A 12,967-nucleotide genomic window follows, 5' to 3' on the forward strand; every position below is an offset into this window, starting at 1 on the left:
GCACCGATGAAACGCAACCGCGCTCATCGACAGCTTATCGTCAGAGCGTAATAGCGCAGAAGCTAAAAATCATCGTCTCAGAGAAAGGAATAAAACCGCGCGCCGGCGCCAGGGACAAATGACAAAATCGTGGATTAAAATTACCGGGCGCGCGTTATCGCGCCCGGCTGCATTAAAACTGCCCTCGCACCAGCCCGAATGGTTACTCGGCCTGCTTAGCAGTATCATGTTTAGCAGGGTCCTGATTAACTGACCGCTGCTGCGGCTCCAGGCTAAATACCACGTCAACCTGGTCGTCAAACTGGATAGACTGCTGATCGTAGGTTTCCTGTGCCGATACGGCGGGTGCGGCGTCCGCTTTCATCATCCGCATTACCGGTGCCGGGCGATAATTCGACACGTGATAACGCACGCTGTAAACCGCGCCTAGCTGGCTATGAAAACCGCTCGCCAGTTGCTGAGCCTGCCGGGTAGCGTCATCAATCGCCGCCTGCCGCGCCTTATCTTTAAACTGCTCCGGATTGGCCACACCGAGTGATACGGAGCGAATTTCATTTAGCCCCGCCTTCAGCGCACCGTCTAATAGCTCATTCAGGCTATCCAGTTTACGTACCGTCACTTCTACGGAACGCACGGCGCGATAGCCTTTAAGCTGTGATTTCCCGTCTTTCAGGTAATCGTATTCAGGCTGGGTACGCAAATTTGCCGCGCTGATATCTTTCTTCTCAACGCCATTTTTTTGCAGGAATCCTAAATACTGCGCCACACGCTCATCGGCCTGCTTCTTCGCAGAAGCCGCGTCCTTTGCGGAAACATTGACCTCAATGGCCAGCGTGGCGATATCAGGAACCGCATCGACGCTTGCCGTTCCCGAGGTAACAATATGCGGGCCATCGGGCAATTCGCCGGCCTGAGCGCAAATGCTGCCAACCCCTAGTGCGGCAGTCAGTGCCAGTACTGTAAACTTCACGATTCTTCCTCCATGCATACTTTCGGATAAACGCTCCCGCCGTGCATCAGGCCGGAAATAACGCCGCTGGCCCAAATTATGGGTGGGATACAGCAGGGTATTCGGCATAAATGATGACTCAGATGCAAGCGCTTTTTACCCCCCAAAGGGGAGACCAGCCTGAAGCATAGTGGGTACGGTATGTTTGTCTATCAGATTCCGGAGATAGTTCCCCTTAGCACCGCAAGGTGATGCAAACCCTCGCGCGCCAGCCCCCAGGCAATAAATAGCATTACGCCGCCAACCAGCGTATTAATTACGCGCTGAGCAAAAACAGTGCGCAGTCTCGGCGCAAGCCAGGCCGCAAGTAGTGCAAGGCCAAAAAACCACAAGAATGAGGCGCTCACCGTCCCTAAAGCAAACCAGCGTCTTGGTATCGACGCCAGTTGCCCTCCGATACTGCCTAAAACGACAAAAGTGTCCAGGTATACGTGCGGATTTAACCAGGTGACGGCCAGCATGGTAGCCACAATTCTCAGCCGCCCTTGCCCCATATTTTCAGCCTCGGCCAGCGCCATGTGTTTACTAAATGCTGTACGCAGCGCGCCCCAGCCATAGTAGATAAGAAAAGCTACGCCACCCCATGTCACCAGCGTTAACAGCCACGGCGAACGCATTAACAGGGCGCTGCCGCCAAAAATACCGGCACCGATAAGCAACGTATCGCTTAAGGAACACAGCAGCGCCACCATTAGGTGATATTGCCGGCGGATCCCCTGATTCAATACAAACGCATTCTGCGGACCCAGCGGCAAAATTAACGCCGCGCCTAACATAAGCCCCTGAAAATAATATCCCAGCACTGCCTCATCCTTTTAACCCTGAAAAAGCGCAGTGTATCCATTCAGTCACATTAGAGGAAATGGGTAATTTTAATTACGCATCAGGGAAACTAATACTCAGATGGTTTCACGCGCCTGCCCTGTCGCGGGGCAGATGGCTACGAACGGATGAATACACGCCAGCGCAGGCACCCGCTGTCTCTCGCGCCTGTGCAGCGGCTTTCAAAGCGCAATTTATTTGAAATCGCGCCCACAAACCGTGGCTTTAGCTGGCAGTAAAAAGCTGGCCTCGGCCAGCTTACAAAGGAAATGGATGTTATCGCGCCGCTTAGCATCCTGAGAAAAACGCGGAATTAGCGGCGCCGATATGCCCGCCGCCAGAGGATTCTCCCCGGCAATCGGGATAGCGATACTCAGGCATTTTCTGGCTGCGACTCTTGCACAATATGCACGTCCATTTGCGGATAAGGCAGGCCAATCCCCTTCTCATCAAATTGGCGTTTTACCTGTTCCAGGAAATCCCAATAGACCGGCATCAAGTCGCCGCTTTTGCTCCAGACGCGCACAATGTAATTGACCGAGGAAGCCCCCAGCTCGTGTAAACGCACCACGACCTCGCGATCTTTTAGAATACGCTCATCGGCTGCAACGATAGCAGACAGCGTGTTAACCACCTCATCAATATCCGCGTCATAGGAGGCGTTGATGATAAATTCATTGCGACGCACCGGCTCACGAGAATAATTTACGATGTCGCTGGCAATCACTTTGCCATTCGGGACAATCACAATTTTTCCGTCGCTCATGCGCAGCGTGGTTGAAAAAATCTGCACGTTCAATACTGTACCGGCATGAGAGCCTAAATCAACATACTCGCCGGTGCGGAAAGGACGAAAAGTCACCAGCAGCACGCCCGCCGCCAGGTTTGATAGTGAACCTTGTAATGCCAGCCCCACGGCCAGACCTGCGGCACCCAGCACGGCAATAACCGATGCCGTTTGTACCCCTACGCGCCCGAGTGCAGCGATCAGCGTAAACGCAATAACGCCGTAACGCACCAGCGCGGACAAGAAATCTGCAACGGTGCTGTCGATACCGCGCGCCTGCATCAGGCGATTAGTCGTTTTGGATAACATCCGCGCCACAACAAAACCGACGATGACAATCGCGATCGCCGCCACAATATTCACCGCATAGCTTAATAGCAGTGCCTGATTACGCACCAGCCAGTCGCCAGCGCTTTGAATGCCGCCTATTACATGAAGATCGTCCATTTCCGACTCCTTCTCTCATTGTATGGTCAGATGAAAACCGTAGCCCGCAGGCTAACAAGCCTGCAAAGGGTAATAAAACGCCGGATTATACCAGGATACGCAGCAAAGCTGCAGAGATGATGAGAAAAACCAGACAAAAAGCCCGCCAATGGCGGGCTTTTAGACACGACCAGATAAAATTACAGCACGTCGACCGCGTTAAGTTCTTTGAATGCCTGTTCCAGGCGAGCCACCATAGTCTGCTGGCCTGAGCGCAGCCATGCGCGCGGATCGTAGAATTTCTTATTCGGCTTGTCGTCGCCTTCCGGGTTACCCAGCTGAGACTGAAGATAGCCTTCGTTTTTCTTGTAATACTGCAGGATACCTTCCCAGGTTGCCCACTGAGTGTCGGTATCGATATTCATTTTGATAACGCCATAGCCAACCGCTTCTTTAATTTCCGCAGCGGTTGAACCAGAGCCGCCGTGGAATACAAAGTTCAGGCTATTGTGCGGCAGGTTATGCTTCTCAGAGACATATTCCTGAGAGTTTTTCAGAATTACCGGCGTTAACTGAACGTTACCCGGCTTATAAACACCGTGAACATTACCGAAAGAAGCCGCAATGGTGAATCGGGGGCTAATCGCATTCAGCTTGGTGTAGGCATAATCCACGTCTTCCGGCTGAGTATACAGCGCGGAGTTATCCAAATGACTGTTGTCCACGCCGTCTTCTTCGCCACCGGTGCAACCCAGTTCAATTTCCAGCGTCATGCCAATTTTCGCCATGCGCGCCAAATACTTAGAACAAATTTCAATATTCTCTTCCAGCGATTCTTCAGACAGATCAATCATATGGGAAGAGAACAGCGGCTTACCGGTCGCAGCAAAATGTTTTTCACCGGCGTCCAGCAGGCCGTCCAGCCACGGCAGCAGTTTTTTCGCGCAGTGGTCGGTATGTAAAATGACCGGAACGCCATAGTATTCAGCCATCTGGTGTACGTGATGTGCGCCAGAGATAGCGCCCAGAATTGCGGCCTGTTGGCCTTCGCCTTTAAAGCCTTTACCAGCGATAAAAGCGGCACCGCCGTTAGAGAACTGTACGATAACCGGCGCTTTAACTTTGGCAGCAGTTTCCAGAACGGCGTTAATAGAATCAGTACCGACGCAGTTTACTGCCGGCAGCGCGAAGCTGTTCTCTTTTGCTATCTGGAATACTTTCTGTACGTCGTCACCAGTGATAACGCCAGGTTTTACGAAATCAAAAATTTTAGACATAGTTCATTGTCCTGTATCTTCGGCAGTGTTACTCAACTCGCGCAGTTAACCGACGCTCGCCGCAAACGTGGTGTTAACAACCAATGAATACGGCTGCGGTACATGAGTAGCCGATTAGCGCTACCCATCGATTCCCTGACGAAATAGAAGTAATAAAAATGAGTGAATACAGGCGGATTCTATCCGCCTGCTTAAAACTTACTGTTTAGCGCGCTCTTCCAGCATCGCTACGGCTGGCAGTACTTTACCTTCCACAAACTCAAGGAATGCGCCGCCGCCGGTAGAGATATAAGAAATCTTATCGGCAATACCAAACAGGTCAATCGCCGCCAGCGTATCGCCGCCGCCTGCGATAGAGAAGCCGTCGCTATCGGCAATCGCCTGCGCCACGATTTCAGTTCCTTTGCGGAAGTTCGGGAACTCAAATACGCCAACCGGCCCGTTCCACAGGATAGTCTTGGCGTTCTTCAGGATTTCAGCCAGTTTCTCTGCAGACGTATCGCCCAAATCCAGGATTTGTTCATTGTCGTTGATATCGTTAACCGATTTCAGCGTCGCGGTCGCTGTTTCAGAAAACTCGGTCGCTACGCGCACATCGGTAGGAACCGGAATATCACAGGTGCTCAGCAGGCGTTTTGCTTCATCAACCAAATCGGCTTCATACAGCGATTTACCCACGTTGTGACCCTGCGCTGCGACAAAAGTGTTCGCGATACCGCCGCCAACAATTAACTGGTCAGCGATTTTAGACAGGGAGTCCAGCACAGTGAGTTTGGTAGAAACTTTAGAACCGCCTACGATAGCGACCATCGGGCGCGCTGGCTCTTTCAGCGCTTTGCCCAGCGCATCCAGCTCAGCCGCTAGCAGCGGCCCTGCACAGGCGACTGCGGCAAATTTACCAACGCCATGCGTAGACGCCTGCGCGCGGTGCGCGGTGCCGAAAGCATCCATTACGAAAACATCGCACAGAGACGCGTATTTTTTCGCCAGTGTTTCGTCGTCTTTCTTCTCGCCTTTATTGAAGCGCACATTTTCCAGAACAACCAGCTCCCCGTCGGCAACGTCAACGCCATCCAGGTAATCTTTCGCCAGACGCACCGAATTTGAAAGTTTCTCTTTCAGATAGTTAACTACCGGCAGCAGAGAGAATTCTTCATTGTATTCACCTTCAGTCGGGCGCCCAAGGTGAGAAGTGACCATCACTTTTGCTCCTTGTTTCAGAGCAAGTTCAATCGTCGGCAGGGATGCGCGAATACGGGCATCAGAAGTCACTTTACCGTCTTTTACCGGCACGTTCAGGTCGGCGCGAATCAGTACGCGTTTACCTGCCAGATTTAGATCGGTCATCTTAATTACAGACATGGTGAATCCTCTCGTTCATTCTTGAATGTCTCGGGCGCACTCGCGCCTTACCTGAAACCTGTCTTAGCCGTGCCAATGTGGTATGCAGCATACCATTAGCAAAGCCTCATTCACTATCATCCTAAGTCAGCATCCTGACCAGGTGACTGCCGCTCATCCACGTTTACACGGTGCGGATCGGGGTCAAAAATATTGAGACTCTCAGCGGTTCTGCATAGTCAACTATACCATGAAATACCCTCGGCGACGCTTTTCGCCACTGCGGGGCCAGCATGCCCGGCGCTGACGGCAACTTTTCGAATAGCATCCCCCACAACCATCACTATCACCGGCCGGGTCGCATATAGCGCTCTTAAATGCGCCAAAAGGCGCTATGCAGTTTCTGCCTAAACCCGCAGTGCCAGAAATCCCCACGGATAAATTACTGGCTAGCCGCAAGGCTTAAGAAGACCGGTGAGATAACATAACCGGGCCAATTTCAATAATCTGGCCATTATGTAGCCAATAAGAAAAATGCGGTGTAAAGCCGTTACCGTGTCATCAACTCGCTATTAAGTTCGCAGCCGTCATGCAACATTGTTAACTGAAACGCTTCAGCTAAGAATAGTCGAAATAGAATCTAAAAGGAATGATCTGCAAATGAAGCTGCAAAAACTTCTGACATGAGTCACAAATTTTTGTGCGGAATTGAAAATAAGAAAAGTAAGAAGCTGCAGGCAATACATTCTCGCTCTCCATTCTTAATAAAAGAGTCGCAAAGCTAAGCTGCATTGAAAATGCATTCGCTGTGCGCGTGGCGAAAAGGTCTGGCAAAGCTGATAAAGAGCAGCCCTAATTCTGGCCTCTATGCGGCCTTATTAGCATCGGGCAAGCATATCAATCCTTTTGATAACAGCCATACCCAATGCAGTAAGGATTAATTCCACAGACGGTAAGGAAAAACAAACGTATTGGTAGCCATTTCCCAAGGTTTGGGGTTTGGGGTTTGGGGTTTGGGGTTTGGGGTTTGGGGTTTGGGGTTTGGGGTTTGGGGTTTGGGGTTTGGGGTTTGGGGTTTGGGGTTTGGGGTTTGGGGTAAAAATAGCATCAAGCCTCACCGTAACGGCGGGGCTAACGCAGGAAGGTCAGAGAACGGATATCGGTTTTACTGTAAAACCGCAGTCAATATGACTCAACCGCTGTAGGGTTCGGGATAAAGCTCAGCTTTCAAGATTTCGGTTTGCCAGAAAAAAGCGGCCTGTAGACTCTGCACAGGCCGCCTTTCGATAAACAGAAAAATAATGCAACGTTTCGCGAAAGGTAACGCAAACGGGAATTGCTTCCTGGCACACCTTGCATAAACGAACGTGTACCGCGCTATTCGCCCCGTAAGCCCTCCCAGGCCCACGGAGCGAAATACCGTAAATGCGCTACAGCAGCGCTTTTGCTTTGCTAACGACGTTATCTACCGTAAAACCAAATTCAGTGAATAACTGCTCCGCCGGGGCGGACTCGCCGAAAGAGGTCATTCCAACAATCGCTCCATTAAGGCCGGTATATTTAAACCAGTAATCAGCGATGCCGGCTTCGATTGCAACACGCGCACTCACGGCTTTTGGCAATACCGCCTCACGCCACGCAGCATCCTGCTTATCAAATACGTCTGTTGATGGCATAGAAACGACGCGCGCTTTCACACCTTCCGCGCCCAGCTTTTTCCAGGCAGCGACGGCCAGCTCTACTTCAGAGCCGGTGGCTATCAGGATAAGCTGTGGCTGGCCATCGCAGTCTTTCAATATGTAAGCACCGCGAGAAATATCGGCTAATTGCTGCGCGCTACGCTCCTGCTGAGCCAGATTTTGGCGAGACAAAATCAGCGCAGTTGGGCCGTCGTGACGTTCTACCGCGTATTTCCAGGCAACGGCAGATTCAACCTGATCGCAAGGGCGCCAGGTACTCATATTTGGCGTTACGCGCAGCGAGGCTAATTGCTCGACCGGCTGATGCGTCGGCCCATCTTCACCCAAGCCAATTGAATCATGGGTATAAACCATAACGTGGCGCTGTTTCATCAATGCAGCCATGCGCGCCGCGTTTCGCGCATATTCAACAAACATCAGGAAGGTGGAAGTATATGGCAGGAAACCACCGTGCAGCGCAATGCCGTTAGCGATCGCTGTCATCCCAAACTCACGCACGCCGTAATGAATGTAGTTGCCCGCAGCATCATCTTTAATCGACTTAGACCCTGACCACATGGTCAAATTCGAGGGCGCCAGATCCGCCGAGCCCCCCAGCAATTCAGGCAACCACGGGCCAAAAGCTTCAATGGCATTATGGGACGCTTTACGGCTGGCAATGTTTGCCGGGTTAGCCTGTAGCTTTTCAATCAGCGCGCTTGCTTTGCTATCAAAATCAGACGGCATACTGCCTTTCATGCGGCGCGTAAATTCTGCGGCTTCTGCCGGGAAAGCTTTCGCATAAGCGGCGAACTTATCGTTCCACGACTTTTCTTTCCCTTTACCCGCCTCTTTAGCATCCCACTGGGCGTAGATATCCTGGGGGATTTCAAACGGCGCGTATTTCCAGCCCAAAGCTTTACGAGTTGCGGCGATTTCCTCATCCCCTAACGGCGCCCCGTGCGCTTCATGAGAACCGGCTTTATTTGGCGACCCAAAGCCAATTATCGTTTTACACATCAGCAGCGACGGTTTATCCGTAACGGCGCGCGCCTCTTCAATTGCCCGCTTAATGGCTTCAGCGTCATGACCATCGACCCCACGTACTACGTGCCAGCCGTAAGCTTCAAAGCGTTTGGCAGTATCGTCGGTAAACCAGCCTTTAACTTCGCCGTCGATCGAAATACCATTATCGTCATAGAATGCCATCAGCTTACCAAGCTTCAGCGTGCCCGCCAGCGAGCAAACTTCATGGGATATTCCTTCCATCATGCAGCCGTCGCCCATAAAGGCGTAAGTGTAATGGTTAACGATTTCATGCCCGGGGCGATTAAACTGCGCGGCCAGCGTTCGCTCTGCAATCGCCATACCTACCGCGTTTGCTATACCCTGCCCTAAAGGGCCAGTCGTCGTTTCTACGCCCGGCGTATAGCCTACTTCCGGATGGCCCGGCGTTTTTGAATGAAGCTGACGGAAGTTTTTAAGCTCTTCTATCGGCAGCTCATAACCCGTGAGATGCAGCAAGCTATAAATCAGCATCGAACCATGCCCGTTAGACAGCACAAAGCGGTCGCGATCGGCCCAGTTGGGGTTCGTCGGGTTATGATTCATATAGTCTCGCCACAGAACTTCAGCGATATCCGCCATCCCCATTGGGGCTCCGGGGTGACCGGATTTAGCTTTTTGTACGGCGTCCATGCTGAGCGCACGGATAGCATTGGCAAGCTCTTTACGTGAAGACATTTTGACTCCAGATCGGATAGTTAAAGGCCACGCCCTACCCTGTTAAGAAACAGAGTGTTATGGTCCATGCGTTTTCCGATACGCGGCGATTAAAAAACGGGCTTAAAGCACATTCAGGCGCCTATAGCGCCACCGCAGTGCAGAAAACGCAATGTCCAGGCTACGCGCGAAAAGGTGAACAACAATGTAACCTAAACAACCTTTTATGTACATGGAGTCTCCCTCTCCCGCCTCAGAAATCTCTGGAAGCTACTCGCAATTTATGTAATTTTCTCGCCGCGATAAGAGACGCTTCTTTATACTTAACGCCCACTCAGGATTTACCGGCTTCCCGGCGTTTTCAGCGAAAACGCCGTCAACCTACAGGGATATCAGAATTATGAAATTTCGTTATGCCACTGCGTGTTTCGCGCTCGCCGCGCTGCTGAGCGGCTGTCAAAATTTGGACTCAGGCGGCCTGCTTTCTTCCGGTGCTGGCGCATTTCAGGCATTTACACTCAGCGACGAGCAGGTGACCACGCTCAGCGATAAGGCCTGCGAGGATATGGACAGCAAAGCGTCCATTGCACCGGCAGGAAGCGCTTACGTCCAGCGTCTGAACAAAATTGCCGCTGCTCTGGGTGACAATATTAACGGGCAGCCGGTGAATTATAAGGTGTACCAGACCAAGGATATTAATGCCTTTGCAATGGCAAACGGCTGCATTCGCGTCTATAGCGGCCTGATGGATCTGATGAACGATAACGAAGTTGAAGCCGTCGTCGGCCACGAAATGGGGCACGTCGCCCTCGGCCACGTGAAAAAAGGGATGCAAGTTGCCATGGGTACCAATGCGCTGCGCGCGGCAGCCGCTGCTACAGGCGGCGTACTGGGCAATCTCTCGCAGTCTGATATCGGAGCGCTAGGCGAGAAACTGGTTAACGCCCAATTCTCCCAGCGCCAGGAGTCGGAAGCGGATGATTATTCCTATGCTCTGTTGCGCAAACGCGGTATCAATCCGACCGGGCTGGTCACCAGCTTTGAAAAGCTGGCCACGCGCGAACAAGGACGCCAAAGCTCCATGCTCGACGACCATCCGGGTTCAGATGCGCGGGCGCAGCATATTCGCGAACGAATGATTGCTGACGGCCTTACTCCGCCGCCGCAGCCGTAACAGTGAAGTGAGAAACGCCAGGCTATTCATCAACCTATAGATGAATAGCCGCCCATTATAATAAGTTCACCGCTGAAACCTGTATCATACGGAATAGCGCATTCATTGTTGCCAAATGTGCCGCCATTTGCCCGCAATTATTCGTACGTTACCAATTCCTGAATAGCCCGCCCAGTTCACGCCGTTCCATGCTCATCAGGTTTTAACCCTAATAAAGTTGATTGGTCATTTTGTTATGTACAGGCACGTCAAGACGGCAAATTCAGCGCCGCGGATTGCTTCAGTTACCGGATCCGCTGCTCTATTTTAAAGCCACTAAACTATATTCATGCATTGAAAACACCCGCTCAACGATTCCACCAACGGTCAGTTCTGAATAAGTACAGCGCGGGATAATGTTATCGGCACGCCCTAAGAGTGACTATGCTGCCGCAGCGTAGGTTATCTAAAGGCATGATGATTTACTTACCTACAGCGGGCGAGGCAAAACTACGCCCTAAACCTGTTCATCTTTACGGGTTTGCTTATTGTTAAGGCCACTGCATTTCTTTATTACTTTTATTTAAAACAGATTCTCTTATTAATAAGAACTACCCTCAGCGCTCAATTCCCCCTAATGAACGTATAATTCTGCTATTCGTCCTAATAACCCCCCCAGGACATGGAGTACATTACTTTAGGATAGATATGTAATGAGATTTTTCTAAAATTCATTTTTCTATACAGATTTACTAAACTATTTCCTTGAAACATCATTTTTTCTGATAATTTAAGCATCCCTCCAGCCAAAAACAAGCAATAAAAAAACCAATCACTAACAAATTAGAAACAAATTCAGGTAATTTGTTGATGATTCCTATTGATATATATAATTTTGATAGTCAATCACGGGCATTTACTAATGGTTAATAATAATATTGATCGATTTTATTAGCAGCGGCGATGTAAAATAGAGCAACTGCTGCGAAATTTTCTCTTCACAGTATCTTTCGCATGCAAATACTTTATATTTATCATTAAGTTACCTCCTACGGACGCATAGATGAAAACTTTTTATATTTCGACATGGATTAAAGTGTCGTTTGGTTTACTTTTCTCTTTAATAATTATCCTTGGCATACAATCTATTACACACACTTATTCTAGTCAGGAGCTCTTCGATCTCACTACGCGTTTAAATATCAAACAGCGCCGCCTGTTGCTAATGACGGATATGCTGACCAATGCGCGCGGCGATCTTAATTATATCCATAATGACACTACCGCCACCCGAGAATTTATGGATGAAAAACGCATTGGAGTGAACAAATTTCTGGCTAATGCTCAGGAAAATATGAATGCATTTAACAACATAGAAGATGATGATAAAAAGGGGCAGGTTCTGGAAGAAACCATTAATCGCGCTTATCACGATTTGGTCGCAAACTATAAACACGATACTGACCTACTACTCAATTACCAGAACCACGGCTTTGAAAACGCAATACAAGAAGCCGCCTTTGCTAAATCTATAGACAGTTATACTAAATATAATGTCCAGCGTTTTGAGTCATTCTCATCTCAACTATCAGCGGCAGCGCACAAAGCGGTTTCCATAACGCTGCTGGTACTGGCATTTGGCCTGGGCTTATCGATTCTAACCTATCTTAATCTGCGTAATACGCTATTACGGCGCCTGGAAGTCACCACTTCCCATCTGGAAAATATCGGCAAAGGAGAGCTTTACCACAAGATTGAAACCGGCCGTCAAAATGAGCTAGGGCTGATGCTCACCTCGCTAAAAGCGATGCAAAACTCGCTGAGCCATATCGTGAATGAAGTTCAGATGGGAACGGCGAATATTGATAACAGCGCCGCAGAAATTGGCAAAGGCAACGACGATTTGGCATCGCGCACGGAAGAACAGGCGTCTGCGCTGCAGCAAACCGCAGCCAGCATGGAGCAGATACGCACTACGGTAAGCAAAAATGCCGAAAATGTACTTTGCGCGCGTCAGTCGACAGAAAAAGCCAGTGATATCGCCCGGGCAGGCGGCACTGTCATGCAGCAGGTTACGGAAACAATGAAGCGTATTTTGCAAAGCTCACGCAAAATTTCTGAAATCAACGCCGTGATTGATAGCATTGCGCATCAAACCAATATTCTGGCGTTAAACGCGGCGGTCGAAGCCGCGCGCGCAGGCGAACAGGGGCGCGGATTTGCCGTAGTGGCAGGGGAAGTGCGTAATCTGGCGAAGCGTAGTTCCGATGCCGCCAAAGAGGTCAGCCAACTGATCCGGGAATCTGAAGAGAACTCGCAAACCGGCGCCGAGCTGGTGGAACAGGCCGGGAGCACTATCCAGAATATTATTCAGGCGGTAACCCAGGTCAACCAACTCATGGACGACGTCTCGATCGCCACTCAGGAGCAAAGCGCAGGCATCGATCAAATTGCGACGGCGATTACTGAGATGGATATTACTACGCAGCAGAACGCCGCGCTGGTAGAAGAAACCGCCGTAGTATCCAACAACATGTCAGAAATGGCGCGCCAGCTTAATATCAGCATGGGAGCATTTAAATTAAACGCATCGGCAGGCGCTGCGGAAAACGGGCTGTAACGTGGTTTCGGGTGGCTGACTTTACGGGCCTTTGGAGAGACTTAACCCGCCGCGCTGGCGTCGGGTTAAGTCAGGCTAAAGTAGTTTTGCAATACCTTAGCCCTGAAGTTTAAACCGGGCCTTTCAGCGAA

8 protein-coding genes are annotated in these 12,967 nt (G+C 50.4%); 2 read left to right on the top strand and 6 right to left on the bottom strand.

Going from position 1 to position 12,967, the window contains the following annotated elements; all coding sequences use genetic code 11:
* Positions 1 to 202 precede the first annotated feature (202 nt).
* From SFA31_RS00140 to tkt, 6 genes are all read right to left on the bottom strand, one after another.
* Positions 203 to 970: an oxidative stress defense protein gene (locus SFA31_RS00140; protein ID WP_322836171.1), complete on the bottom strand. Its 768-nt coding sequence runs from the start codon at positions 968 to 970 to the stop codon at positions 203 to 205.
* Positions 971 to 1,161: 191 nt separating this feature from the next.
* Complete coding sequence (gene argO, locus SFA31_RS00145) at positions 1,162 to 1,812, bottom strand: arginine exporter ArgO (RefSeq protein ID WP_322836172.1); 651 nt, start codon at positions 1,810 to 1,812, stop codon at positions 1,162 to 1,164.
* Between the two features lie 392 nt (positions 1,813 to 2,204).
* Positions 2,205 to 3,065 carry a small-conductance mechanosensitive channel MscS gene (gene mscS, locus SFA31_RS00150; protein ID WP_322836173.1) on the bottom strand — a complete coding sequence of 287 codons (861 nt, stop codon included), beginning with the start codon at positions 3,063 to 3,065 and terminating at the stop codon, positions 2,205 to 2,207.
* 179 nt (positions 3,066 to 3,244) lie between these two features.
* Positions 3,245 to 4,321 carry a class II fructose-bisphosphate aldolase gene (gene fbaA / locus SFA31_RS00155; RefSeq protein WP_322836174.1) on the bottom strand — a complete coding sequence of 359 codons (1,077 nt, stop codon included), beginning with the start codon at positions 4,319 to 4,321 and terminating at the stop codon, positions 3,245 to 3,247.
* A gap of 198 nt (positions 4,322 to 4,519) precedes the next feature.
* Entirely contained in the window at positions 4,520 to 5,683 is a 1,164-nt protein-coding gene (gene pgk / locus SFA31_RS00160) for a phosphoglycerate kinase (RefSeq protein ID WP_322836175.1), read from the bottom strand.
* Positions 5,684 to 7,092: 1,409 nt separating this feature from the next.
* Entirely contained in the window at positions 7,093 to 9,084 is a 1,992-nt protein-coding gene (gene tkt / locus SFA31_RS00165) for a transketolase (RefSeq protein WP_322836176.1), read from the bottom strand.
* A 379-nt stretch (positions 9,085 to 9,463) separates the two neighbouring features.
* On the opposite strand from tkt, the gene SFA31_RS00170 reads away from it, so the two are divergent.
* Entirely contained in the window at positions 9,464 to 10,237 is a 774-nt protein-coding gene (locus SFA31_RS00170; RefSeq protein WP_322836177.1) for a M48 family metallopeptidase, read from the top strand.
* A gap of 1,042 nt (positions 10,238 to 11,279) precedes the next feature.
* Complete coding sequence (locus tag SFA31_RS00175; protein ID WP_322836178.1) at positions 11,280 to 12,836, top strand: methyl-accepting chemotaxis protein; 1,557 nt, start codon at positions 11,280 to 11,282, stop codon at positions 12,834 to 12,836.
* The last annotated feature ends 131 nt before the right edge of the window (positions 12,837 to 12,967 follow it).

The organism is Erwinia sp. HR93, assembly GCF_034555055.1.
GTDB classification, from domain to species: domain Bacteria; phylum Pseudomonadota; class Gammaproteobacteria; order Enterobacterales; family Enterobacteriaceae; genus Apirhabdus; species Apirhabdus apintestini.

What these genes read in the sequence shown, in the direction of transcription:
- mscS (WP_322836173.1), bottom strand. Translation starts at nt 3,065, where the DNA reads ATGGACGATCTTCATGTAATAGGCGGCATTCAAAGCGCTGGCGACTGG.
- fbaA (WP_322836174.1), bottom strand. Translation starts at nt 4,321, where the DNA reads ATGTCTAAAATTTTTGATTTCGTAAAACCTGGCGTTATCACTGGTGAC.
- pgk (WP_322836175.1), bottom strand. Translation starts at nt 5,683, where the DNA reads ATGTCTGTAATTAAGATGACCGATCTAAATCTGGCAGGTAAACGCGTA.
- tkt (WP_322836176.1), bottom strand. Translation starts at nt 9,084, where the DNA reads ATGTCTTCACGTAAAGAGCTTGCCAATGCTATCCGTGCGCTCAGCATG.
- SFA31_RS00170 (WP_322836177.1), top strand. Translation starts at nt 9,464, where the DNA reads ATGAAATTTCGTTATGCCACTGCGTGTTTCGCGCTCGCCGCGCTGCTG.
- SFA31_RS00175 (WP_322836178.1), top strand. Translation starts at nt 11,280, where the DNA reads ATGAAAACTTTTTATATTTCGACATGGATTAAAGTGTCGTTTGGTTTA.